Consider the following 24,290-nt stretch of genomic DNA (forward strand, 5'->3'; position numbering starts at 1 on the left):
TCAGCGCTCCGCGTCGTAGTTGGTCATCACGGTGTAGAACACCCATGACAACAGCAGGACGATAAGGAAGTAGACCAGCGACATGGCCGCCGCCGGACCAAGATCGAATTGGCCAAGTGCCGTCTTGACGAGGTCGATAGACAGGAAGGTCGTCGAATTGCCAGGACCGCCGCCGGTCACGACAAAAGGTTCGGTGTAGATCATGAAACTGTCCATGAAGCGCAAGAGCACGGCGATGAGCAGCACGCGCTGCATCTTCGGCAACTGGATGTAGCGGAACACCGCCCAGCGCGAGGCGCCGTCGATCTTGGCCGACTGATAGAAGGCGTCGGGGATCGAGACCAGGCCGGCGTAGCAGAGCAGCACGACCAGGCTCGTCCAGTGCCAGACATCCATGATGATGATGGTGACCCAGGCATCGAATGAGTCCTGCACATAGTTGTAGTCGATGCCCAGGGCATTGACGTAATAGCCGAGCAGACCGATGTCGTTGCGCCCGAATACTTGCCAGATGGTGCCGACCACGTTCCACGGAATGAGCAGTGGCAAGGCCATCAACACCAGGCAGACCGGCACGCCCCAGCCCTTCTTCGGCATGTTGAGGGCGATGAAGATGCCGAGCGGCACCTCGATGGCCAGGATGATGAAGGAGAAGATCAAGTTGCGGACCATCGCCTCCCAGAAGCGGCTGGACGAGAGCAGTTCCTCGAACCACTCCGTGCCGGCCCAGAAGAAGACATTGTTGCCGAACGTGTCCTGCACCGAATAGTTTACGACGGTCATCAGCGGAATGACGGCCGAAAACGCCACCAGCACCAGAACCGGCAGCACCAGGAACCAGGCCTTGTTGTTCCAGGTCTTGTCCATCTACGCCCCCATCTCGACACGCCAGGAATCGGCATAGATGTTGATCCCGGCGGGATCGAACCGCACCTTCGGTTCGGCCGCCACCGTCTCGTCCTCGCCGATGATCGCCGCGATATCGCGGCCCTCCAGCTTGGCGCGCACCACCTTGTGACGGCCGACATCCTCGACCTTGCTGATAGAAACGGCCATGCCGTCGCGACCAAGGCGCACATATTCGGGACGGATGCCGAGCTCGACCGCACCGCCGGCGGCCTTCGGCACACCCGGCAACTCGATGCGTTGCGAGCCGAACGTCGCCGTCTTGCCGGCGACCGTGACCGGCATGACGTTCATGCCGGGCGAACCGATGAAATAGCCGACGAAGGTATGGCGCGGGCGCTCGAACAATTCCGCCGGCGTGCCGATCTGCACGATGCCGCCATCATACATGACCACCACCTGGTCGGCGAAGGTCAGCGCTTCGGTCTGGTCATGGGTGACATAGACCATGGTGTAGCCGAAGCGGCGGTGAAGCTGCTTCAACTGCGAGCGCAGCACCCATTTCATATGCGGATCGATGACGGTCAGCGGTTCGTCGAACAGAATGGCGTTGACGTCGGAGCGTACCAGACCGCGGCCGAGCGAAATCTTCTGCTTCTGGTCGGCGGTCAATCCCCTCGCCTTCCTCTTCGCCCAGTCGGCCAGGTCGATCATCTCCAGCGTCTCGCGCACCTTGCGGTCGACGTCGGCCTCCGGCACGCCGCGGTTACGCAGCGGAAAGGCCAGATTGTCGTACACGGTCATGGTGTCGTAGATGACCGGGAATTGGAACACCTGCGCGATGTTGCGCTCTTGCGTCGACAACCTGGTCACGTCCCTGCCGTTGAACAGCAATTGCCCGTGCGAGGGATGAAGCAGGCCCGAAATGATGTTGAGCAGAGTGGTCTTGCCGCAGCCGGACGGCCCGAGCAACGCATAGGCGCCGCCATCCTCGAAGGTATGATGGACTTCCCGCAGCGCGAAATCCGCATCCGTGCGCGGGTTCGGCAGGTAGGAATGCCTGACATGGTTGACGTCGATGCGCGCCATTTCTACCTCCTACGCGGCCAGCTTCGACGCGGCCATGGCGCGGCCATGCTCGTCGAAGACCATGATGTGGCGCGGGTCGATGAACACCTCGACCATCTCGTCTATCTCGAAATGGCGGATGCCATGGGTCAGCATGACCCAGCGCGCATCGGCGAAATCGAGATGGATGAAGCTCTCCGACCCGGTGATCTCGGTGATGGTGACCTTTGCCCGTACCGGCACGGCGCCAGCGTTGGGTCGTTCGAGCGAAAGATGATGCGGCTGGAAGCCGATCGTATAGTTGCCGTCGACGACGGCGACGAGTTCCGGTGGCACCGGCAGCTCGACCCCGCCCTCAAGCAGGAAAGCCGGCCCCTTCTTGGCCAGAACGATGGTGTTGAGCGGCGGATCGGCGAAGGTTCTTGCCGTTACAAGATCGACCGGCTTGCGGAACACGTCGATCGTCGGGCCGAACTGGGTGACGCGGCCTTGCGACAACGTCGCCGTGTTGCCGCCGAGCAGCAGTGCTTCGTGCGGTTCAGTGGTGGCGTAGACGAAGATGGTGCCGGCGGCGGCGAAGATCCTCGGCAGTTCGGCGCGCAGTTCCTCGCGCAGCTTGTAGTCGAGATTGGCGAGCGGCTCGTCGAGCAGCACAAGGCTGGCATTCTTCACGATGGCCCGCGCCAGCGCGGTGCGCTGCTGCTGGCCACCTGACAGGCTGAGCGGCGTGCGGTCGAGATAAGGCGTCAGCTTGAGCAGGGCTGCTGCCTCGCGCACCTGGCTGTCGATTCTGGCCCGCTCGACGCCGGCCACCCGCAGCGGCGAGGCGATGTTGTCATAGACGGTCATCGCCGGATAGTTGATGAACTGCTGGTAAACCATGGCGACGTTGCGCTTCTGCACCCGCGTGCCGGTGACGTTCTGGCCATCGAACCAGACCGAACCGGACGTCGGCGCGTCGAGGCCGGCCATCAGCCGCATCAGGCTGGTTTTTCCCGACAGCGTCGGTCCGAGCAGAACGTTGAGCGAGCCGTGCTGAAGCGTCAGCGACACGTCGCGGATATGTTCTGCCGCACCGACGGCCTTGGTGACGTTCCTCAGTTCCAGCATGATGCCTCCTCCCAGGCCTTCCGCATCAGCTTCCAGCCCCCTTCATTCGGCGGCCGCGACATGCCGCCGGCTTATGCCGCGCATGAATTCATCGAGCGCCGTTACCTGGTCGCGGCCCAGATGCAAGCCGCGCTTCGTCCGGCGCCACAATACATCCTCGGCCGTGACGGCCCATTCGTTTTCAACGAGGTAGCGCACCTCGGCCTCGTAGAGGTCCGCGCCGAAACCGCGGCCAAGGTCGGCGTTCGACTTGGCAAGGCCAAGCAAGGCGCGGGCGCGGGTTCCGTAAAGCCGGGTCAGCCGGCGGGCGAGGCGCAAGTCGAGAAAGGGATATGACAACTTCAGTTTCGCCACTTCGGCGTCGAAACCGGTGGCTGGAAAATCGCCGCCGGGCAGCGGCGCATCCGCTGTCCACGGTTTGCCGCGCTTGCCCAGGAAACCTTCGATCTTATCCAGCATCGATTCCGCCAGCCGGCGATAGGTGGTGATCTTGCCGCCAAAGGCATTGACTATCGGCGCCGCCCCCTCGCCGCCATCGGCCTTCAATACATAGTCGCGCGTCGCCTCCTGCGCCTTCGAGGCGCCGTCATCATAGAGCGGACGCACCGCCGAATACGTCCAGACGATATCCGAACGCTTGACCGGTTGCGCGAAATATTCGCTTGCCGCGGCGCAGAGGTAATCGATCTCGGTGTCGCTGATCTTCACATCGTGCGGATCGCCTGGATAGTCCCGATCGGTCGTGCCGATCAGGGTGAACTCGTCCTCGTAGGGAATGGCGAAGATGATGCGGCCGTCCTTGTTCTGGAAGAAATAGGCGCGCGGATCATCGAACTTCTTTGCGATGACGATGTGGCTGCCTTGCACGAGACGAACATTGTGCACGTCATTGAGGCCGACCACGCCGGAAAGCACATGGTCGACCCACGGTCCGGCGGCGTTGACCAGGAGCCGCGCCTTGACCGCTTCGGTCTCGCCGCTCAGCAGGTTCTCGATCTGGATCGTCCAAATTCCATCATCGCGATGCGCGGCCACAACCTTGGTACGGGTCCGGATCGTCGCGCCACGGTCGGCGGCGTCGCGTGCGTTCAGCGCCACCAGCCGCGCATCGTTGACCCAACCGTCCGAATATTCGAACGCCTTTTTGAACAAGGGTTTCAGCGGTTTGCCGGCCGGGTCGCTGGCCATGTCGAGAGTCCTGGTCGCCGGCAGCAATTTGCGCCCGCCGATGTGGTCGTAAAGGAACAGGCCGAGCCGGATCAGCCAGGCCGGGCGCAGACCCTTGGCATAGGGCAGCACGAACCGCATCGGCCAGATGATATGCGGCGCGTTCCTCCACAGAACCTCGCGCTCCATCAGCGCCTCGCGCACCAGACGGAATTCATAGAATTCAAGGTAGCGCAGACCGCCGTGAATAAGCTTGGTCGAGCCGGAGGAGGTTCCGCTGGCGAGATCGTTCATCTCGGCTAGGAAAACCGAAAACCCGCGGCCGACGGCATCGCGGGCTATGCCGCAGCCATTGATGCCGCCACCGATGACGAAAATGTCATGGATAGGAGATGCGCTCACCGGTTCCTCCACGATTTCGCATTGCACCATTTTGATCTTTTTGCGAAACCGTTATGGAATTATTTCGAACTCACAACGAATGTCAAACGAAATATTTCGGGAGCAGCGAAAACACCTCAACCGAGCGAGGTCTCAATGAGCTGGACCTCGGCTTCCTGACAAATCTTGCGCACCGACGGGATGTCGCAACGATCGGTGATGAAAGTGTTGACCTGCGACAGATGGCCGATGCGAACGGGTGCCGTGCGCTCGAACTTGGTCTGGTCGGAAACCAGGATGACGTGTCTAGCATTGGCGATGATGGCTTGCGCCACCTTGACCTCGCGAAAATCGAAATCGAGCAACGCGCCATCATGGTCGATGGCGGAAGCGCCGATGACGGCGTAGTCGACCTTGAACTGCCTGATGAAGTCGACGGCCGCCTCGCCGACGACACCGCCGTCCGACCCGCGGACGACACCGCCGGCGATCACCACCTCGATCGAAGGATATATGCGCATCCTGTTGGCAACATTGATGTTATTGGTGATGACCATCAGGCCGTCGTGATCGAGCAGGGCTTTGCTGACAGACTCCGTCGTGGTGCCGATGTTGATGAACAGCGAGGCATTGTCGGGGATCAGCCTGGCCGCCGCCCGGCCGATCGCTTCCTTCTCATCGGCGGCAATCTTGCGCCGCGCCTCGTACTCCATGTTCTCTATGCCTGAAGGGAACAACGCGCCGCCATGGATGCGGGAAAGCAGCCGCTGGTCGCACAAATCGTTGAGATCCTTGCGTATGGTCTGCGGCGTCACATTGAAATGGGTGGCCAGATCCTCGACCAGCACACGACCATGATCCTTGGCCATCTGGATGATTTCGGCATGGCGTGGCGACAGATACATACGACGACCTCCCGTTTTTCGTTTTTCTTGTCTATAGCCGAAAACGAAACCAATGAAAAGGCAGAAGCCGGCTAATGAAAATCACATGGCCGCAAAGGCAACCCTTGCGCAATTCCCGGCCGGCTAGCTCATGCCGCGCGCGATCTCGACGATGACCGCGAAAGCGGTGTCGACGTCCGCTGCCGTCGTCTCGAACTGACCGACCTGAAAGCGGATCGCGACGCGCCCGCCCACCCGTGTCTGCGTCAGATAGATCCGGCCATCATCATTGATCGCGTTGACCAGGCGAAGGTTGTGGTCATCCTCATCGACTTCCGCCGCAGCCAGATGCCGGAATGAAAACAGCGACAGCATCGGTTCGGTGACGATCTCGAAATCCGGCTCCCCGGCCAAGCGCGCGGCAAGACCCTCGCTCCAGGCGACGTGGTTGCGGATCATGTTCCGCAGGCCTTCCAGCCCGTAGGCTCGTAGCAGGAACCACAATTTCAGGGCGCGGAACCGGCGCCCGAGCGGCACCGACCATTCGGAATAGTTGATGATGCCGTCGCGGCCATGCGTCTTCAGGAATTCGGGCTTGATCGCCAGCGTGCGAACGAGATCCTCCGGCCGGCGGATGAACTGCATTGAGCAGTCGAACTGCGCGCCCAACCATTTGTGCGGGTTGAAGACGATGGAATCCGCCTGCTCCACACCAGCCCAGAAATGCCGGTACTCCGGGCAGATCATCGCCGAGCCTGCCCAGGCGGCATCGACATGCAGATAAAGCCCGTGCCGCCGGGCGATATCGGCGACGCCGGAGATGTCGTCGGTGCCGCCGGTGCTGGTGCCGCCGACGCTGGCGATAATGCCCGCAGGCAGCATGCCGGCCTTCTGGTCGGCGACGATCGCCGCTTCAAGCGCCTCCCTGTCCATCGCCCGAAAACGGCCGGTGACAGGGATACGCACCAGATTGTCCTCGCCGATGCCCGAAACCCAGATCGCCCGGTCGATCGACGTGTGCACCTGATCCGAAGAATAGATGCGCAGCTTCGCCTGCCCTGCCAGGCCTTGTTTGTTGCCTCGCCACTCCAGCGCGCGCTCGCGCATGGTCAACACCGCCGCCAGCGTCGCCGACGAGGCCGAATCCTGGATCACGCCGGAGAACCCGTCCGGCAGGCCGAGCGCCTGGCGCATCCAGTCGACAGTCCGCGTTTCGAGCTCTGTCGCCGCCGGTGATGTCTGCCACAGCATGCATTGCGCGGCCATCGCCGAAACCAGATATTCCGCCACCACCGAGACCGGCGCGGCATTGGCAGGGAAATAGGCGAAGAAGCGCGGATGCTGCCAATGCGTCATCCCCGGCACGATCTTCTCCTCGAAATCGGCAAAGATCCTGTCCATCGGTTCCGCGCCTTCGGGCGGCGATGCCTCGATGCTGCGGAAAATGTCGCCCGGCTCGACAAGCGGCCGCACCGGCCGCTCGCGCAGGCTGTCGCGATAGTCAGCGCCCCAGTCGGCGGCGCGCCGCGACCATTGCCGGAATTCAGTGTTGTCCATCGTGTCCTCCCGACATGATCGCCTCGCCGACGTCTTCCGGCCGGCTTTTCAGATCCAACAGCCTGCGACGGCCCCTATCCCGGAAAATCTGGCAGGCTGGCAAAGGCCGCCTTGAGCGCACTCGACCAGCCATCCGAGACGATGCGGTAATACTGGTCGTCCTGGCCGATTCGCTTGTTGAGGCCGACTTTGAAGGCGTCGTTCTCCAGGAAAAGCAGGTCGAGCGGCAGGCCGACCGACAGGTTCGATTTCAGCGTCGAATCAAACGATACCAAAAGCAGCTTCACCGTCTCGGCCAGGCTCATTGTTCGCTCGTACGCGCGGATGATGATCGGCTTGCCGTATTTGGTCTCGCCGATCTGGAAGAACGGCGTGTCGTCGGTCGATTCTATGAAATTGCCTTCCGGATAAATCATGAACAGGCGTGGTGCACTGCCCTTGATCTGGCCGCCAAGGATGAAGGACGCGTTGAAATAGGAATCGGCCTTGTCTCCGGACGGAGAGGAATGGGCGATGACGTCCTTCACCGTGTCGCCGACCATCCGTACCGTCTGGTACATCGATGGTGTTTCGAGCAACGTCGCGTGGCGATCCGCCACGGCCTTGGTGCGCTCGTCCAACTGGCTGATCACGGCTTGCGTCGTCGCCAGATTGCCGGCCGACATCAGCACGATCACGCGCTCGCCTGGCACTTCCCAGACATGCATCTTCTTGAACGTGGAGATCGAATCCATGCCGGCATTGGTACGCGTGTCCGACATGAACACGAGCCCGTGATCGATCTTCAGGCCGACGCAATAGGTCATGAAATCTCTTCTAGAGCGTTCATCGCTTCACGGAAACGCAGAACCGCTCTAACTCCTTGTTTTGACGCAACTCCGGAGGGAAACCGTTTCACACTTTCCTGGAATTGCTCCAGCGGCAATCCCAGGGGATTACTGCTCCACCGTGACGGTGACCGCAAGCTGTTCTTCCGCCTGTCCCAGTCGAATTCCCGACACCGGCGTGGCGTCGCGGTAGTCGCGGCCAGTTGCCACTTTCACATAGCGCTCGTCGGGCGAAATGCCATTGGCGGCGTCGAAGGCAACCCAACCGAGACCCGAAACATGGGCCTCGGCCCAGGCATGACTTGCCGCTTGCTCGACCGTCGCGTCGAGCATCAAGTAGCCGCTGACATAGCGGGCCGGATAGCCCATGGCGCGCGCGGCGGCGGCAAAGATATGGGTGTGATCCTGGCAGACGCCGGTTTTCAGCGCCAAGGCTTCCTCTGCCGGCGTCGTCGCGTTGGTGGTGCCTGGCGTGTAGGCGACGCGCTCGCCGATGACAGCCATCAACCGGTGCAGCCTTTCGATGTCGGTGCCCTTGCCGACCGATGCGGCGAGTTCGCGAACCCCGCTGCCAATCGTCGTCAATGGCGTTTCATGGCTATACAGCCAGAGCGGCGTAAAACCCTGATGCGGTCCGGAGACGCCTGACGTGTCGCGTGTCACCACTTCGCCCGATGCCTCTACCGTGATGAAATCGCGCTCGCCCTCGACGCTCAACAGTCTTGTGTCATTACCGAAATGATCAACGAAGCGGACCTCCTCGCGCGCGCCCTCGATGTTCAGCGCCCAGGATAGAACGGTCTGCGTCGGTCCGCTGACCGGAAGCAGCCGCAACCGCTGCAGCAGATAGTGCACCGGCGCATCGTAGCGGTATTCGGTCCGGTGGGTGATCTTCAGCCGCATGCACTATTTCCCCGCTTGCGAGCATGATCTCGTGCCAGGTTCCACTCTTCGGCATCATGCTCAGTTGAACCGGTAATCTTGTGCGATCTCGTCGCCCAGCCTGGTGTTGTCGCGAATGAAATTGGCCAGGAATTCATGCAGGCCGGCGTCGAATATGTCCTTGATGGATCCACCCGTGAGCATTGCCTGGGTTCTGCAGGCTGTCTCATGGCAGACGTGGCGCTCGCCATAGTCGTCGCTCAGGAACTTCAGATGCTCGGCCAGGAAACGATAGCAGAAGGTCAGCGAACGCGGCATGCGGACATTGAGGATCAGGTAATCGGCAATGTTGGTCGGCTTGTAATCGGCGTCGTAGACCCAGCGGTAGGAGCGATGCGCCGACACCGAGCGCAGGATCGATTCCCACTGATAATTGTCGAGCGTCGAGCCGACCCAGGAGATCGACGGCAACAACACGTAGTATTTCACGTCGAGGATGCGCGCCGTGTTGTCGGCGCGCTCGACATAGGTGCCGAGCTGCGAGAAATCGAAGATCTCGTTGCGCAGCATGGTGCCGTAGAACGAGCCGCGGATCAGCGCGGTCTCGCGCTTGATTGCATCGAGCACGCTCGGCAGGTCGCGCTCGTCGATCGGCTTGGCCAGCATGCGCTTCAGCGCCATCCAGGCCTCGTTGATGCTTTCCCAGGTCTCGCGCGTCAGCGCCGTGCGCACCATGCGGGCATTGTTGCGGGCCGTCTCGATCGACGACATCGTACTCGACGGATTCGAGGTGTCGCGCAGCAGGAAGTCGGCGACGTTCGCGGCGGAATAATCCTGATATTTCTGCGTGAAAGCCGCATCGGAGCCGGCGCTGAGCAGCACCGAATTCCACTCTTCCGAGGCGTTCTGGGTCCGGGTCAGCGCCATGCGCAACCCGGCATCGACCAGCCGCGCCATGTTTTCGGCCCGCTCGATATAGCGGTTCATCCAGTAAAGCCCGTTGGCGGTGCGGCCTAGAAGCATGTCAACGTGCCTCGATTTGAGCGAATAGGGAATAGCGAGTAGCGAGTAGCGAGTAGCGAAAAAACAGGTTCATGATTTTTGTTGCAGGCTCCTGATCATAGAACGCAGCATTCTCCCGATCTCATCGGTTTGGCCAAGCAAACGCACCATCTCCACTTCAATCATCAATCCTACTTTTTCGGACAAGATCAGGTGTCTCCCTACTCCCTACTCCCTACTCCCTCATCTCAGTCATCCAACACCCACGTATCCTTCGTCCCGCCGCCCTGCGAGGAATTGACCACCAGCGAGCCTTCCTTGAGCGCGACGCGCGTCAGCCCGCCGGGCACGATCTGGATGCGGTCGGAGACCAGCACGTAAGGCCTGAGGTCGACATGGCGCGGCGCCAGCCCCTTTTCGGTCAGGATCGGGCAAGTCGACAGCGCCAGCGTCGGCTGGGCGATATAATTCGAAGGCTTCGCCGCCAGTTTCCTGGCGAAGGCCTCGCATTCCTTCTTGGTCGCGGCCGGCCCGACCAGCATGCCGTAGCCGCCGGAGCCATGCACTTCCTTGATCACCAGTTCGTCGATGTGCTCGAGCACGTATTTCAAACTGTCGGGTTCCGAGCAGCGCCAGGTCGGGATGTTGCCGAGGATCGCCTTGCGGCCGGTGTAGAATTCGATGATCTCGGGCATGTAGGAATAGATCGCCTTGTCGTCGGCGATGCCGGTTCCGGGCGCATTGGCGATGGTGATGTTGCCGGCGCGGTAGACATCCATGATGCCTGGCACGCCAAGCGCCGAGTCAGGCCGGAAGGTCAGTGGATCAAGGAAGGAATCGTCGACGCGGCGGTAAAGCACGTCGATCTGCTTATAACCTTCGGTCGTTCGCATCGCGACATGGCCGTCGACGACACGCAGATCCTGTCCTTCCACCAGTTGCACGCCCATCTGGTCGGCAAGGAAGGCATGTTCGAAATAGGCGGAGTTGTAGCTGCCCGGCGTCAGCACAGCGATGGTCGGCGCGCCCTTGGCGCTTTGCGGCCGCACCGCTGCCAGCGACTGGCGCAGCAATTGCGGATAGTTCTCGACCGGCCGCACCTTGATCTTCTGGAACAGCTCGGGGAACAACTGCATCATCGTCTCGCGGTTCTCCAGCATGTAGGAGACGCCGGACGGCGTGCGCGCATTGTCCTCCAGCACGTAGAATTCGTCCTCGCTGATGCGCACGATATCGACGCCGATGATGTGGGTATAGACGCCGGCCGGCGGCCTGACCCCGATCATCTCCGGCAGGAACGCCTCGTTCCTGGCGATCAATTCCCGGGGAACGCGCCCTGCGCGCAGAATTTCCTGGCGATGGTAGATATCGTCGAGAAAGGCGTTCAGCGCCTGCACGCGCTGTTCGATGCCTTGCGTCAGGCGTCGCCATTCATTGCCTGAAATGATCCGCGGAACGATGTCGAACGGGATAAGGCGTTCGGAGGCTTCCTGCTCGCCATAGACGGCAAAGGTAATGCCGGTCTTGCGAAAGACGCGTTCGGCGTCCTGCATTTTCTCGGTGAGCCTGGCCGGATCCTGCTCCTTAAGCCAGCGATCGTAAGCCGAATACGGTCTTCTCAATCCGGAGACCTCCGGAAGCATTTCATCGAACGCGGCCAATCGCATACTCCCCTGTGACGCCATTTCACTGGCGTCGTTGGAGAAAATCAAGCGCAATCGGTGATTTGACGGAAGCCGGCGATCAGGTTGTCGCTCATGCCTAAAAATTAGGCGACGAGAATATGAGCTTGGCCAGGCTTTGCCTCATGCCCGGGCAAACGCACTCCGGCGCTAGAAGGCGCGAAACGTGACGACGGTGAACGTGTCCTTGATGCCTGGGAGAATCTGCACCTTCTCGTTGACGAAATGCCCGACGTCTTCCTCGTCATCGACATAGAATTTGGCGAGCAGATCGTAATTGCCGGCGGTGGAGTAGATCTCCGAGGCGATCTCGGCGTCGGCAAGCGCGCTGGCAACCTCGTAGGATTTGCCCAGCTCGCATTTGATCTGCACGAAAAACGCCTTCATGGCTTCGTCCCGCTAAATTTCCAGGTCCAAGCGGCCCTTCTGGCAGACTGGAGGCGCGCTTTCAAGCGCTGGGACGGTACTCAGCCGGCGCGGACCCTGGCCACGACCTCCCGCAGCTCCGCCACCGGCATGCCGCGCTTGAAAAGCTTGCCGCCGATCACCAGCGCCGGCGTGCCTCGCAACTTGAAGGCCGTCGCCTGGCCATCATTGCGCGACAGCAATGCGTCGATCGCGGGCTTCCGGCCGGCAAGACCGGCGCGCGCTTCGGCAACATCGACGCCTACCGAGGCGAGAATGGTGTCGGTGCGGCGCTCGGAAAGCCCACGCTGATTGGCCATCAGCGCATCGACAGCCGCCGCGTAGTGCGTTTCCGCCGACAACGCCATTCGCGCCGCATCGCGCGAGACGTCACCGAAGATCGGCCAATCCTTCATCACCAGCCGGATGCCCCGATCCTCGGCCATGAGCTTCTTCAGTTCGACAAAGACGAGCTTGCACACGGGGCATTGGTAGTCGACGAACTCGGCGATGGTCACGTCGCCATTGGCATTGCCAAGGGCCGGTATCGCCGGATCGAAAGCCACTTCGGTGACGGTTGGTGCGGCTTTGGCCCAGGCCGGCAGAGGCGCCAGGGCAACAAGGCTGGCAGCACCCTTCAGCAAAAGGCGCCGATCGACAGGCCGCGCGAACATCATTCGTCCCATGCGTTGCACGTTTCCCGCCCCTGATCACGATGAGCGCCCCGCCTTAAAGGAAGCTTAAGCACGAAAAAGCGCACTGGCGGGATGAATATTCGCGGCCGCTGAAACCGTGAGGCACTGCCAGGCGTATGTTAGGATGCCGCCTGGAACAGCTTTTCTGGAGCCGGCTTTTTGGAGACGACGGAGACCAAGCCATGCGCCGCATGTTTTTCGCATTCGCGTTCGTTCCGCTCCTTCTGGTTTCGTCCGCATACGCCGGGGATACCGAGGTTAGGGCGGCGCAAACGGCCATAGACGGCCAGCTGAAAGCGTTCATCGCCGATGACGGCGCCACGGCCTATAGTTTCGCAGCGCCGAACGTGAAGCAGATATTCCCGACCGTAGACACGTTTATGAACATGGTGACCAACGGCTATCCGCCGGTGCGCAAGCCCCGGAGCTACTCCTTCGGCAAGGTCGAGGAGACCAGCCCCGGTTCGATCGTCCAGCAGGTGTTGATCGTCGGGCCCGACGGCAAGGATTACGAGGCGGTCTATACGTTGCAGCAGCAGCCGGACGGCACGTTCCGGATTACCGGATGCAGCCTGCGCGCGTCGAATTCGCTGAGCACCTGAGTAGAGAAACGCTCAATAGCGCGCCCTGCCCCCCGACATATCGAACACCGCTCCAGTGTTGAACGCGCTGGCATCGGAGCATAGCCAAAGCACCAATGCCGCGACTTCATCCACAGAGCCGAGGCGCCTGAGCGGACTGGCATTGATCATGTCGTTCACGACATCGTTGCCAAGCCGCCTGATGAGTTCGGTATCGATCGGCCCCGGCGCGACGCAATTGACGCGAATGTCGGTGTCGCTGACCTCCCGCGACAATGCTTTCGTGAAAGCAATGACACCCGCACTTGCCGCGGAATAGGCTGCCAGGTTCGGCAGTCCTTCCTTGCCCGCCAGCGAACCCATATTAACGATACGGCCACTCCCGGCCTTGCGCATGATCGGCAGAACCTGGTGCGTGACTTCGAAAACACCCATCAGGTTGACGCCGATGATCCGTTGCCATTCGATCGGATCGAAGGCCTCAAATCCACGATAGCTGCCAAGGTAGCCTGCATTGTTGATGAGGATATCGATCCTCCCGTCATCGACTGTGACCCCGGCCAATGCGTCCTTTATCTGGTGTGCCTTGGTCACATCGACAGTCTGGCAATAGGCGCCATCGAGAGGCAAGGGATCCGCATCCCATATCCAGACATCGGCACCGGACTGTATCAGCTGCGCGGCAACGGCTTTGCCGATACCCCTTGAGCCGCCGGTCACGATCGCGGTCTTGCCGCCAAAGTCGTACGTCACGGTCATGGCTTAACCCCGACCGGACCCTGCGTCCGGACAATCGACCAGTCAATCGTTATCACGCAGACGCTGGCTCATTCACAGGGCAGGAATATCGCCCCGCGCCCAACCTTCGGAAATCTCCGCTGAGCGCGCTTCGAAGGTCTGGGCTTCGATGGCGGCGCGGACGTCCTGCATCAGCTTCTGATAATAGGAAAGATTGTTCCAGGTCAGCAACATTGCCCCAAGCGCCTCTTGCGAGCGCACAAGGTGGTGCAGATAGGCGCGCGAATAGTCACGAGCCGCCGGGCAATCGCTCTCCTCGTCCAGCGGGCGAGGATCGTCGGCATGGCGGGCGTTGCGCAGGTTGACCTTGCCGCGCCTGGTATAGGCAAGACCGTGCCGGCCGGCCCGCGTCGGCATCACGCAGTCGAACATGTCGATACCGCGCGCCACCGATTTCAAAATATCGTCGGGCGTGCCGACGCCCATGAGATAGCGTGGCTTGTTATCAGGCAGTTCCGGGCAGGTGATATCGAGCATCTCGAGCATCACCGCTTGCGGCTCCCCGACGGCAAGGCCTCCGATCGCGTAGCCCTTCAGGTCCATCTCGCTCAGCGCCTGCGCGGAACGCACCCGCAATGCCGCGTTGTCGCCGCCTTGAACGATGCCGAACATCGCCTTGCCCGGCTGATCGCCGAACGCCGTCTTGCAGCGCTCGGCCCAGCGCAGGGACAGTTCCATGGCGCGCTCGATCTCCTTGATCTCGGCCGGCAGCGCCGTGCATTCGTCGAGCTGCATCTGGATGTCGGAATCGAGCAACCCCTGGATTTCGATCGAGCGCTCCGGCGACATCTCGTAAGCGGCACCATCGATATGCGAGCGGAAGGTGACACCCTTTTCGGTCAATTTCCTCAGCTTCGACAGCGACATCACCTGAAAACCACCGCTGTCGGTCAGGATCGGCTGCGGCCAGCGGGCGAATTCATGCAAGCCGCCGAGCCGCGCCACGCGCTCGGCGCCCGGCCGCAGCATCAGATGATAGGTGTTGCCAAGGATGATGTCGGCGCCGACGCCGCGCACCTGGTCCATGTACATCGTCTTGACGGTGCCGCCGGTGCCGACCGGCATGAAGGCCGGCGTACGGATTTCGCCGCGCGGCATGTCGATCACGCCGCGGCGCGCTTTACCATCGGTCGTCAATACGTTGAAGGTAAATGGCTTAGCCATTGAATTCCTTGTCATGGACCGGGGCCGCCGGTGCCTGCTCGTCGAGCGACTGGCGATAGCGAATGCCGGCTCGCAATTTCTTCACTTCCGCAATCAGGCGTTCGCGATCGAGGGCTTGCAGATCATCGTCCATCGCTTGCCTCCGCTCGGTAGAGCAGGCTTGCATCCCCATAGGAATAAAATCTGTATCGGTTCTCGATGGCATATGCATAGGCCCCGCGCATCGTGTCGAGGCCGCTGAAAGCCGAAACCAGCATGAACAGGGTCGAGCGCGGCAGATGGAAATTGGTCATCAGCATGTCGGCGGTGCGAAAGCGGTAGCCGGGCGTGATGAAGATATCGGTGGGACCGGACCAGGCCAGCAGAGTGCCATCCTCGCGCGCGGCACTCTCCAGCAGGCGCAGTGAGGTCGTGCCGACGGCGATGATGCGCCCGCCCCTCGCCTTTGCTGCGTTCAGCGCGTTGGCGGTTGCATCACTGACCGAGCCAATCTCGGCATGCATCTTGTGCTCGGCGGTATCGTCCACCTTCACCGGCAGGAACGTGCCGGCGCCGACATGCAAGGTGACGAAGCGGCGCTCGACACCCCGGGCATCGAGAGCGGCAAACAGCTCCGGCGTGAAGTGCAGGCCTGCCGTCGGTGCCGCTACCGCGCCCTCCTCCCTGGCATAGATGGTCTGGTAGTCGGCGCGGTCGCGTTCGTCGTCGTCGCGCTTCGAGGCGATATAGGGCGGCAGCGGAATATGGCCGACGGCGTGCAGCGCCTCGTCGAGGAAAGGTCCCGACAGGTCGAAGCCGAGCAGCGCCTCGCCGCCCTCGCCTTTCTCGATCACAGTGGCGTCGAGCTGGCCGAGGAAACAGGAATTGGCGTCATGGCCAAAATGGATGCGGTCGCCGAGGGCGATGCGCTTGCCCGGCCGCATGAAGGCCAGCCAGCGATCCGGCGCCACGCGCATGTGCAGTGTGGCTTCGACTTGCGCCTGTGCCTCGCCGCGCCGCCTAATGCCTTTGAGCTGGGCTGGAATGACCTTGGTGTCATTGAAGACCAGCACGTCGCCGGCCCTGAGCAGGGACGGCAGTTCGCCAACAGTCCGGTCTTCAAGTTCCTCGCCGGGCTTGACCACCAGCATTTTGGCGCTATCGCGCGGCTCCGCCGGGCGAAGCGCGATGCGCTCCTCCGGCAGGTCGAAGTCGAAAAGGTCGACGCGCATCAGTAGAGCCGGACGAGCAGCGCTCCGGCCAGCAGCAGCACCGCGCCGGCGATGCGGCCGAGCGAGATTTCACGCACCGCGACGCCGAGGAAGCCGATGCGGTCGATGAGCATGCCGGCCAGCAACTGGCCGGCCACCAGAAATGCCATCAGCGCGGCAGCGCCGATGCGCGGCGTCAGGATGGTGGAGAGCGTGACATAGAAGCCGCCCAGCATGCCGCCGGCCAGGAACAGCCAGGGCGCCGGCGCCTTCCAGTCGAGCGAGATGCCTTGCAGCTTCACCACCACGACGGCAATGATGCCGAGCACGATCGCGCCCGACAGGAACGAAAACGCCGCCGCCGCGACCGGAAGACCCAGGCCGCGCGCCAGCTGCGAATTGATCGGCGCCTGAATGGCAATGAAGGCGCCGGACAGGATTCCGAGAAGCGACCAGATGGCGCCCATCATTGTCGTTTTGCCTTACTTGACGTCGGCCGCGACCTTCAGCGACACGATCTTGTCGGGATCCTGCACCGGCTCGCCGCGCTTGATCTTGTCGACATTGTCCATGCCTTCGATGACCTGGCCCCATACCGTGTACTGGCGGTTGAGGAAGGCGGCATCGTCGAAGCAGATGAAGAACTGCGAATTGGCCGAGTTCGGGTTCTGCGAACGCGCCATCGAGCAGGTGCCGCGGCCATGGTTGGCGTTGGAGAATTCGGCTTTCAGGTCCGGCTTGTCGGAACCGCCCATGCCCGCGCGCGACGGCGCGAAGGAAGGCTTGCTCGAATTGCCGAACTTGACGTCGCCGGTCTGCGCCATGAAGCCCTCGATGACGCGGTGGAAGACCACGCCGTCATAAGCGCCTTCACGCGCCAATTCCTTGATACGGGCGACATGGCCCGGAGCCAGGTCGGGGAGCATTTCGATGACGACCTTGCCCTTGGTCGTTTCCATGATGAGCGCGTTCTCGCGGTCCTTGATTTCGGCCATGTCAGATATCCTTCTTCAAAAAACAGAATTATTTGTCGGCGGCGATGCGCACCTTGATCATCCGGTCAGGTTCGGTGACCGTGCCGTTGTCGGCCTCTTCGCCCTTCTTGATCTGGTCCACCAATTCCATGCCGCTGACGACATTACCGACGATGGTGTACTGCCCGTCGAGCGGCGGCGCCGGCGCGAACATGATGAAGAACTGCGAATTGGCCGAGTTCGGATCCTGCGAGCGGGCCATGCCGACCACGCCGCGCTTGAAATGCTCGGTCTGCGAGAACTCCGCCGGCAGGTCGGGCAGATCGGAACCGCCGGTGCCGACTGCCTCGGCGCTGAAGCCCTTGCTCAGATTGCCGAACTTCACGTCGCCGGTCTGCGCCATGAAGCCGTCGATAACGCGGTGGAAGGCGACATTGTCATAGGCATGCTCGCGCACAAGTTTCTTGATCTGTGCGACATGCTTCGGCGCCAGATCGGGGCGGAGCGCGATGGTCACATCGCCGTCTTTCAGCGTGATGACCATGGTGTTTTCCGGATCGGCGGCATACGCCGAGACCGATGCGGTCACGAGACCGGCAAGTACGACGAGGAACGAGGCAAGCTTTTTCAGCTGCATGGGATGGCTCTCCGAAAATTTATGTTCATGGATGCGTTGTCCCAAAAACCGGGTTCCACTTCTGGGACGACATGCATCATTTCGCGAATTTGGCGGTGAGTGCGCCGGCAACGGCCGCCGGCACGAAGGGGCGGATGTCACCGCCCATCGAGGCAATCTGGCGGACAAGTGTGGCGGTAATGGTGCGCACCGAGGGGCTTGCAGGCAGAAAAACCGTCTGCAGCTCCGGCGCCATGGTCTCGTTCATGCCGGCCATCTGCATTTCATAGTCGAGATCGGTGCCGTCGCGCAGGCCGCGGATCATGATCGAGGCGCCCTCTTTGCGAGCCGCGTCGATGACCAACCCGTCAAAGGCAACGACCCTTATGCGGGCGCCGTCGCGGCCAAATTCGGCTTTGGTTGCGGCTTCGATCAGTTGCACCCGCTCCTCGAAGGAAAACAGCGGCTTCTTGCCCGGATGAATGCCGATCGCCGCATAGACGATGTCGGCCACCGCCAGCGATGCTTTCAGCACATCGAGATGGCCGTTGGTCAGCGGGTCGAAGGAGCCGGCATAAAGGGCGATACGTTCGATCATGGCGGTGCTTCTAGCGGGCGCGTCGGCGGAAGGCAAATCCGTTAATGCGACGCCCGTGAGCCTTTTCCGGCGGATGAACGACAGATGAACACGCCGATCACGAAGCCTTCACGCAGCGTTCACTAGGTTGAACCCTTATTAAGATGAAACCAAAATCCTATCTATCCGTTGTAAGGCGCAGGAGAACACGCAAATGCTGATCTACATGCTCGCCACCGCAATGACCGTCGTCATGCTGATCGCCACCGTATTGGGGCTGCATCGGGAGGCGCAACGTGTCCGCGTCAAGGCAAACACCAAGCGCTTCGAAGCCTTCGGCCCCCGCAAGCCGTATCGTCACTATTAAGTCAGTCCGAATTTGCCGACGCGCCGGCCAGTGGGCCGGCGTTGCTGTGTCGGGAGCTATGCTGCCCCAGCCCTATTCCGCACCATCCGGGCCAGCATCGGTCGTATCCGCAGCGACACCGACTTCGACGATCTCTTCGCTTTCCTCGTCCGACTGCGGCTCCGATATCCGCTCGACCGATACGACCTTTTCACCGTCCGCCGTGTTGAAGATGGTCACGCCCTTGGTGGCGCGGCTGGCGAAACGGATACCGGCGACCGGTACGCGAATGACGGTGCCGCCGTCCGACACCAGCATGATCTGATCGTCATTGCCGACCGGGAAGGTCGCTACCAGCCTGCCAATCTCGGCGGTCTTCGAAACGTCGGTGGCGCGGATGCCCTTGCCGCCGCGTCCAGTCAGCCGGAAGTCATAGGATGACGAGCGCTTGCCGTAGCCATATTCGGTGACCGTAAGCACGAACTGCTCATGTGCCTTGAGGAACTCGTAGCGTTCGTCGGAAAGCTCCGTCTCCTCGCCGACCTCTTCGTTGGTGAGCGCGATCTCTTCTTCTTCGCCGGTCGCGACGCCGGCGGCAAGCCGGCGGTCGGCCGCCGCCCGCTTGAGATAGGCGGCGCGTTCGGCCGGCGGCGCATCGACATTCTCGATGACAGCCATGGAAATCACCCTGTCCGAATCGGCCATGGCGATGCCGCGCACGCCGACGGAGTTGCGGCTCTGGAAGACGCGCACATCGCCGACGGAAAAGCGGATGCACTGGCCGGAACTGGCGGTCAGAAGCACGTCGTCATTGTCGGTACAGGTCTCGACACCAAGGATCTCGTCGCCTGCCTCCTCCAGCTTCATGGCGATCTTGCCGTTGCGGTTGACCTGGACGAAGTCGGAAAGCTTGTTGCGGCGCACGGTGCCGCGCGTGGTGGCGAACATCACGTCGAGTTCGCCCCAGCTCGTCTCGTCCTCGGGCAGCGGCATGATGGTGGTGATGCGCTCGCCCTGTTCCAGCGGCAGCATGTTGATCAGCGCCTTGCCCCGCGACTGCGGGTTGCCGATCGGCAGACGCCACACCTTTTCCTTGTAGACGATGCCGCGCGAGGAGAAGAACAGCACCGGCGTGTGGGTGTTGGCTACGAACAGCCGGGTGACGAAATCCTCTTCCTTGGTCGACATGCCCGACCGGCCTTTGCCGCCGCGGCGCTGCGCCCGGTAGAGCGACAGCGGCACGCGCTTGATATAGCCGGAATGGCTCACCGTCACGACCATGTCCTCGCGCTGGATCAGGTCCTCGTCTTCCATGTCCGCCCCACCCTCGGCGAGTTCGGTGCGGCGTGGGGTGCCGAATTCGTCGCGCACGGCGGCAAGCTCGTCCTTGACGATCTGCTGCACGCGCACGCGGGAAGACAGGATGTCCAAATAATCGACGATCTCGGCGCCGATCGTGTTCAATTCATCGGCGATCTCGTCGCGGCCGAGCGCGGTCAGGCGCTGCAGGCGCAGTTCGAGGATGGCGCGCGCCTGTTCCTCGGAGAGATTGTAGGTGCCGTCCTCATTGATGCGATGACGGGGATCGTCGATCAGAAGGATCAGTGATTCGACGTCGCCGGACGGCCAGCGCCGCTCCATCAACTGCTCGCGCGCCGTTTGCGGATCGGGCGCGGTGCGGATCAGCTTGATGATCTCGTCTATGTTGGCGACGGCGATGGCCAGACCGACCAGCACATGGGCGCGGTCGCGGGCCTTGCGCAGCAGGAATTTCGTCCGCCGGGTGACCACTTCCTCGCGGAAGGCGACGAATGCCCTCAGCATGTCGGTCAAGGTCATCAGTTCCGGCTTGCCGCCATTCAGCGCCACCATATTGGCGCCAAAAGAGGTCTGCAGCGGCGTGAAGCGGTAAAGCTGGTTGAGAACGACGTCGGCGACGGCATCGCGCTTCAACTCGATGACGACGCGGTATCCCTGGCGATCGCTCTCGTCGCGGATATCGGAAATGCCCTCGATGCGCTTGTCCCGCACCAGCTCGGCCATCTTCTCGATCATCGACGCCTTGTTCACCTGGTAGGGAACCTCGGTGACGATGATCGATTCACGGTCGTTGCCGCGCTGTTCGATGTTGACCTTGCCGCGCATGACGATGGAGCCGCGGCCGGTCGAATAGGCGTTGTAGATGCCGGAGCGGCCAAGCACGATGCCGCCGGTCGGGAAATCCGGCCCCGGAATGATCTCCATCAGCGCCGGCAGGTCGATCGCCGGATTGTCGATGATGGCGATGGCGCCATTGCAGACTTCACTGAGATTGTGCGGCGGGATGTTCGTGGCCATGCCGACGGCGATGCCGCCGGAGCCGTTGACCAGGAGGTTGGGGAACCGCGCCGGCAACACTTTCGGCTCGCTGCCGGAAGCATCGTAGGTGTCCTGGAAATCGACGGTTTCCTTGTCGATGTCCTCCAGCATTTCATGCGCGACCTTGGTCAGCCGCGACTCGGTGTAGCGCATCGCCGCCGGCGGATCGCCGTCGATCGAACCGAAATTGCCTTGCCCGTCGATCAGCGGCACGCGCAGCGACCAGTCCTGCGCCATGCGCACCAAGGCGTCATAGATCGAGGCGTCGCCATGCGGATGGTATTTACCCATCACGTCGGCGACCGGACGCGCCGATTTCACATATTTGCGATTCCAGTGGTAGCCGCTTTCATGGGCGGCGAAGAGAATGCGCCGGTGAACCGGCTTGAGGCCGTCGCGCACGTCCGGCAACGCACGGCTCACGATCACGCTCATGGCGTAATCGAGATAGGAGCGCTGCATCTCCTCGATGATGGATATCGGCTCGATGCCGGTGGGGCCGCCGTCGGCGCCGCGCGGTGTCTTCTGGTCGGTCAAATCGGATCACAATCTAAACAGGAATCACTTGGTGCTTATATAGGAACCAACGCCGAAACTCCAACCTTCGCGGCACTTTTCCAGTGTCATTTTTTACGGGGATTTCAAAAGGATACCGCTGATTGCGACGATATGGCCACCACGCTTTTCGCCGCCGCCAGGGCAACAGCCGGCAATGAACCATTTCCCCCCAGCGAAAGCCGCGAGCATGATGGGTTGGATCCCATGGCTGCCTCCGCATGCACCGAGCGCTCGGGCACCCATTTCACGGGACCAGGGCAAGCGGGGTGCGGCCGAATGCGCCACGGCGGGCGCGATAATTGCCCGGCGTTTCTCCCATCACGCGCCGAAACCGGCGGTTGAAGCTCGACAGATCGTTGAAGCCGGACGCGAAGGCGATCGCCGAGACCGCGTCGTCTGATGTGCGCAACCGCACCGCCGCGCGGTTCAGCCGGGTCTTGAGCAGGAACTGGTGGGGCGTCATGCCGGCGACCTGCCGGAAGACGCGCAGGAAATGATAGGGGCTGGTCGCTGTCGCATCCGCAAGCGCTGAAAGCGAAACCGGCCCTTCGGCATCCAACTCGATCCGCCGCACCGCTTCGGCAACCCGCTTCTGGTCGCGGCGGCTCGGCTGGCGCCCAGCGCGCGCCGCGCTGGAGACCGTAGCCACGGCGGCACCCGCGATGCGCAATCCGAGTTCCTCGAAGGCGTCCCGGTCGCCTATCTCTCGCGCGGCCTCCGCCTCAGCCAGCAGTGGCGCCAGGGCCGGCAAAGGTGGCAGGCGCGGCGCTTCGAAAGCCAGATTGCTGGCGCCCGGCACGCCGGCCACGATCCGTTCCATATAGGCCGGCTCGAAGTGAAATGAGAGGCAGCGGTCGCCGCCGCCATGTTCGTGCCCGCATTCGTAGCATGTGCCGGAATTGCCGAGCAGCAGCGCGCCCGGCGCCAGCATCTCGGTGCCTTGTTGGGCGCGGTAGCGGAACGCGCCGCTGGTGACCGCCGCGATACAGAAATCCTGATGCGCCTCCTCGAACGGCCGGTCGCCGGCGCTGGCCGTGCAGACCACATCCGCCACGTGCCAGCCGGGCCCGGATGCGAGCGTATGCGTGGTCGCCGTCATGGCCGAATTATAGCAATTTTTCCCAAGCCCAGAACCCCGCCACCGCCTAGATTCCGGGTCTCCTGACAAGAAGAGACCGAAACCATGTTCGACCAATCTTCCTTTGCCGAGGCTTTGCACAGCCCGGGCCCCATCGACGGGCTTGCCGAAAAGCTGAACCTTTATGGTCGCTTCGTCGGTGCCTGGACTTTCGACGCCTCGCGCCACCTTGAAGACGGTACCGTGCTGACCGGGCGCGGCGAGGTGCATTTTGGCTGGGTTCTGGAGGGCCGCGCCGTCCAGGACGTCTGGATCCTGCCTGCCCGCGACGCCGGCCCCTCGCCCTCGCTCGGCAAATGGACGTTCTATGGCACGACGCTGCGGGTCTACGATCCCGGCGCGGATGCCTGGCACATCTTCTGGAGTGATCCGCGCAGCCAGTATTTTAGCCGCCAGCTCGGCCGCGCCGACGGCGACACGATCGTGCAAGTCGGCGCTGACGACACCGGCTCCTCCGTGCGCTGGAGCTTTTCGCGGATCACCGGGAACTCGTTCCGCTGGCTCGGCGAGCGCTCGCATGACAATGGCGCGACATGGCGGCTGGAGGTGGAATTCCTGGCGCGGCGGCAAGCGGAACTTGATGGCTAAAGGCGGTTCCGTAGCGATCCTTCGCGGACCGAGCTAACGCCGAAGCTGCCGATCTCCCCCCTCGTGGGGGAAGATGTCCGGTCCACCCTCCGCAGCTGTGCGGAGGACGGGCAGGACAGAGGGGGGCGCCGGCCCGCCGGCTTCCAAAAGGTTGAATTCCCGGGACATGAACAGCTTCCCTGGCGGTTCCCCCCGACCGGTCTTTGCTCTACCAATATCCTGGTGCGGGCTCTGCCCGGTGGGAGGGCCAGAGATGCCGAATTTCGACAGCCTGTTCAACGCCTTCGTCACCATTCTCGTGACCATCGATCCGCCCGGCCTGGCGCCGCTGTTTCTTGCCGTCACGCGCGGCATGAACCGCGAGGAGCGCCAGCAGGTGTCCGTGCGCGCCTCGGTCATCGGCTTCCTGGTGATGGCGCTGTTCGCGGTCGCCGGCGCCTCGATCCTGTCGGTGTTCGGCATCACGCTGCCGGCCTTCCGCGTCGCCGGCGGTTTTCTCCTGTTCTTCATCGCCTTCGAAATGGTGTTCGAGCGCCGGCAGGACCGCAAGGAGAAGATCGGCGACGTCGCCATAACCAAGGACATGATCCACAACATCGCCGCTTTCCCGCTGGCGATCCCGCTGATCGCCGGCCCCGGCGCGATTTCAGCGACGGTGCTGCTCTCCGGCTCGTTTCAGGGTTTTGGCGCGCAGGCGGCGCTGGTCGGCATCATCTTCGTCTGCCTCGCCATCACCTATCTGGTGTTCGTGCTGTCGGAGCGCATCGACCGCATCCTCGGCCAGACCGGCCGTTCGATCCTGACCCGCCTGCTCGGCGTCATCCTGGCCGCACTTGCCGTGCAGTTCGTCGCGGACGGCATCAAGGCATTGATGGTGGGGTGATGCCGCGACGGGC

Annotated in this window: 26 protein-coding genes; 4 read left to right on the forward strand and 22 right to left on the reverse strand. The window is 62.1% G+C overall.

Going from position 1 to position 24,290, the window contains the following annotated elements; all coding sequences use genetic code 11:
* From NKI49_RS07465 to NKI49_RS07520, 12 genes are all read right to left on the reverse strand, one after another.
* Nucleotides 1–867: a carbohydrate ABC transporter permease gene (locus NKI49_RS07465; protein WP_352599286.1), complete on the reverse strand. Its 867-nt coding sequence runs from the start codon at nucleotides 865–867 to the stop codon at nucleotides 1–3.
* On the reverse strand, nucleotides 868–1,935 hold the full coding sequence (locus NKI49_RS07470; RefSeq protein WP_352599284.1) for an ABC transporter ATP-binding protein: 1,068 nt from the start codon (nucleotides 1,933–1,935) through the stop codon (nucleotides 868–870).
* Nucleotides 1,936–1,944: 9 nt separating this feature from the next.
* Nucleotides 1,945–3,024, reverse strand: coding sequence for an ABC transporter ATP-binding protein (locus NKI49_RS07475; protein ID WP_352599282.1), 1,080 nt, complete (start codon nucleotides 3,022–3,024; stop codon nucleotides 1,945–1,947).
* 42 nt (nucleotides 3,025–3,066) lie between these two features.
* The gene (gene glpD, locus NKI49_RS07480) at nucleotides 3,067–4,593 is read right to left on the reverse strand and encodes a glycerol-3-phosphate dehydrogenase (protein WP_352599280.1); all 1,527 of its coding nucleotides are present in this window, start codon (nucleotides 4,591–4,593) and stop codon (nucleotides 3,067–3,069) included.
* A 116-nt stretch (nucleotides 4,594–4,709) separates the two neighbouring features.
* Nucleotides 4,710–5,477 carry a DeoR/GlpR family DNA-binding transcription regulator gene (locus tag NKI49_RS07485; protein WP_027025153.1) on the reverse strand — a complete coding sequence of 256 codons (768 nt, stop codon included), beginning with the start codon at nucleotides 5,475–5,477 and terminating at the stop codon, nucleotides 4,710–4,712.
* Nucleotides 5,478–5,600: 123 nt separating this feature from the next.
* Nucleotides 5,601–7,013, reverse strand: coding sequence for a pyridoxal phosphate-dependent decarboxylase family protein (locus tag NKI49_RS07490; protein ID WP_352599278.1), 1,413 nt, complete (start codon nucleotides 7,011–7,013; stop codon nucleotides 5,601–5,603).
* 74 nt (nucleotides 7,014–7,087) lie between these two features.
* Complete coding sequence (locus tag NKI49_RS07495) at nucleotides 7,088–7,819, reverse strand: proteasome-type protease (RefSeq protein ID WP_352599276.1); 732 nt, start codon at nucleotides 7,817–7,819, stop codon at nucleotides 7,088–7,090.
* A 129-nt stretch (nucleotides 7,820–7,948) separates the two neighbouring features.
* The gene (locus NKI49_RS07500; RefSeq protein WP_352599274.1) at nucleotides 7,949–8,743 is read right to left on the reverse strand and encodes a transglutaminase family protein; all 795 of its coding nucleotides are present in this window, start codon (nucleotides 8,741–8,743) and stop codon (nucleotides 7,949–7,951) included.
* A gap of 60 nt (nucleotides 8,744–8,803) precedes the next feature.
* Nucleotides 8,804–9,745: an alpha-E domain-containing protein gene (locus tag NKI49_RS07505; RefSeq protein WP_027025157.1), complete on the reverse strand. Its 942-nt coding sequence runs from the start codon at nucleotides 9,743–9,745 to the stop codon at nucleotides 8,804–8,806.
* A 227-nt stretch (nucleotides 9,746–9,972) separates the two neighbouring features.
* Nucleotides 9,973–11,385 (reverse strand): circularly permuted type 2 ATP-grasp protein, encoded by a 1,413-nt coding sequence (locus NKI49_RS07510; RefSeq protein WP_352599272.1) that lies wholly within the window; start codon nucleotides 11,383–11,385, stop codon nucleotides 9,973–9,975.
* Nucleotides 11,386–11,556: 171 nt separating this feature from the next.
* A complete protein-coding gene (locus tag NKI49_RS07515; RefSeq protein ID WP_010909609.1) occupies nucleotides 11,557–11,793 on the reverse strand; it encodes an Lrp/AsnC family transcriptional regulator in 237 nt (78 codons plus the stop codon).
* Nucleotides 11,794–11,873: 80 nt separating this feature from the next.
* Entirely contained in the window at nucleotides 11,874–12,497 is a 624-nt protein-coding gene (locus NKI49_RS07520; RefSeq protein WP_352599269.1) for a DsbA family protein, read from the reverse strand.
* A 191-nt stretch (nucleotides 12,498–12,688) separates the two neighbouring features.
* On the opposite strand from NKI49_RS07520, the gene NKI49_RS07525 reads away from it, so the two are divergent.
* A complete protein-coding gene (locus NKI49_RS07525) occupies nucleotides 12,689–13,108 on the forward strand; it encodes a DUF4864 domain-containing protein (RefSeq protein WP_352599267.1) in 420 nt (139 codons plus the stop codon).
* Nucleotides 13,109–13,120: 12 nt separating this feature from the next.
* On the opposite strand, the gene NKI49_RS07530 is transcribed toward NKI49_RS07525, so the two are convergent.
* The 8 genes from NKI49_RS07530 to coaD form a co-directional block, all read right to left on the reverse strand.
* On the reverse strand, nucleotides 13,121–13,846 hold the full coding sequence (locus NKI49_RS07530; protein ID WP_352599265.1) for an SDR family NAD(P)-dependent oxidoreductase: 726 nt from the start codon (nucleotides 13,844–13,846) through the stop codon (nucleotides 13,121–13,123).
* Nucleotides 13,847–13,918: 72 nt separating this feature from the next.
* On the reverse strand, nucleotides 13,919–15,049 hold the full coding sequence (gene tgt, locus NKI49_RS07535) for a tRNA guanosine(34) transglycosylase Tgt (RefSeq protein ID WP_352599263.1): 1,131 nt from the start codon (nucleotides 15,047–15,049) through the stop codon (nucleotides 13,919–13,921).
* Entirely contained in the window at nucleotides 15,042–15,182 is a 141-nt protein-coding gene (locus NKI49_RS07540; RefSeq protein ID WP_352599261.1) for a hypothetical protein, read from the reverse strand. The genes tgt and NKI49_RS07540 overlap by 8 nt, the downstream gene beginning before the upstream one ends.
* A complete protein-coding gene (gene queA / locus NKI49_RS07545; RefSeq protein ID WP_352599259.1) occupies nucleotides 15,172–16,260 on the reverse strand; it encodes a tRNA preQ1(34) S-adenosylmethionine ribosyltransferase-isomerase QueA in 1,089 nt (362 codons plus the stop codon). The genes NKI49_RS07540 and queA overlap by 11 nt, the downstream gene beginning before the upstream one ends.
* A complete protein-coding gene (locus NKI49_RS07550) occupies nucleotides 16,260–16,709 on the reverse strand; it encodes a DMT family transporter (RefSeq protein ID WP_027025163.1) in 450 nt (149 codons plus the stop codon). The genes queA and NKI49_RS07550 overlap by 1 nt, the downstream gene beginning before the upstream one ends.
* Nucleotides 16,710–16,721: 12 nt before the next feature.
* A complete protein-coding gene (locus tag NKI49_RS07555; protein WP_352599256.1) occupies nucleotides 16,722–17,234 on the reverse strand; it encodes a peptidylprolyl isomerase in 513 nt (170 codons plus the stop codon).
* Between the two features lie 28 nt (nucleotides 17,235–17,262).
* Nucleotides 17,263–17,757: a peptidylprolyl isomerase gene (locus NKI49_RS07560; RefSeq protein ID WP_352599371.1), complete on the reverse strand. Its 495-nt coding sequence runs from the start codon at nucleotides 17,755–17,757 to the stop codon at nucleotides 17,263–17,265.
* A gap of 169 nt (nucleotides 17,758–17,926) precedes the next feature.
* Nucleotides 17,927–18,427: a pantetheine-phosphate adenylyltransferase gene (coaD, locus tag NKI49_RS07565; RefSeq protein WP_352599254.1), complete on the reverse strand. Its 501-nt coding sequence runs from the start codon at nucleotides 18,425–18,427 to the stop codon at nucleotides 17,927–17,929.
* A gap of 193 nt (nucleotides 18,428–18,620) precedes the next feature.
* Here coaD and NKI49_RS07570 point away from each other — a divergent pair, with 193 nt between their 5' ends.
* Nucleotides 18,621–18,773, forward strand: coding sequence for a hypothetical protein (locus NKI49_RS07570; protein WP_352599252.1), 153 nt, complete (start codon nucleotides 18,621–18,623; stop codon nucleotides 18,771–18,773).
* 72 nt (nucleotides 18,774–18,845) lie between these two features.
* On the opposite strand, the gene gyrA is transcribed toward NKI49_RS07570, so the two are convergent.
* Nucleotides 18,846–21,647, reverse strand: a complete 2,802-nt coding sequence (gene gyrA, locus NKI49_RS07575) for a DNA gyrase subunit A (RefSeq protein WP_352599250.1) — start codon at nucleotides 21,645–21,647, stop codon at nucleotides 18,846–18,848.
* A gap of 265 nt (nucleotides 21,648–21,912) precedes the next feature.
* The gene (locus NKI49_RS07580) at nucleotides 21,913–22,767 is read right to left on the reverse strand and encodes a helix-turn-helix transcriptional regulator (protein WP_352599248.1); all 855 of its coding nucleotides are present in this window, start codon (nucleotides 22,765–22,767) and stop codon (nucleotides 21,913–21,915) included.
* An 84-nt stretch (nucleotides 22,768–22,851) separates the two neighbouring features.
* On the opposite strand from NKI49_RS07580, the gene NKI49_RS07585 reads away from it, so the two are divergent.
* Together NKI49_RS07585 and NKI49_RS07590 are read left to right on the forward strand one after the other, a co-directional pair.
* On the forward strand, nucleotides 22,852–23,394 hold the full coding sequence (locus NKI49_RS07585) for a hypothetical protein (RefSeq protein ID WP_352599246.1): 543 nt from the start codon (nucleotides 22,852–22,854) through the stop codon (nucleotides 23,392–23,394).
* A gap of 253 nt (nucleotides 23,395–23,647) precedes the next feature.
* On the forward strand, nucleotides 23,648–24,277 hold the full coding sequence (locus NKI49_RS07590) for a MarC family protein (RefSeq protein WP_352599243.1): 630 nt from the start codon (nucleotides 23,648–23,650) through the stop codon (nucleotides 24,275–24,277).
* Nucleotides 24,278–24,290 lie beyond the last annotated feature (13 nt).

Source organism: Mesorhizobium sp. M0587, from assembly GCF_040320945.1.
In the GTDB taxonomy this organism is placed as follows: Bacteria; Pseudomonadota; Alphaproteobacteria; order Rhizobiales; family Rhizobiaceae; genus Mesorhizobium.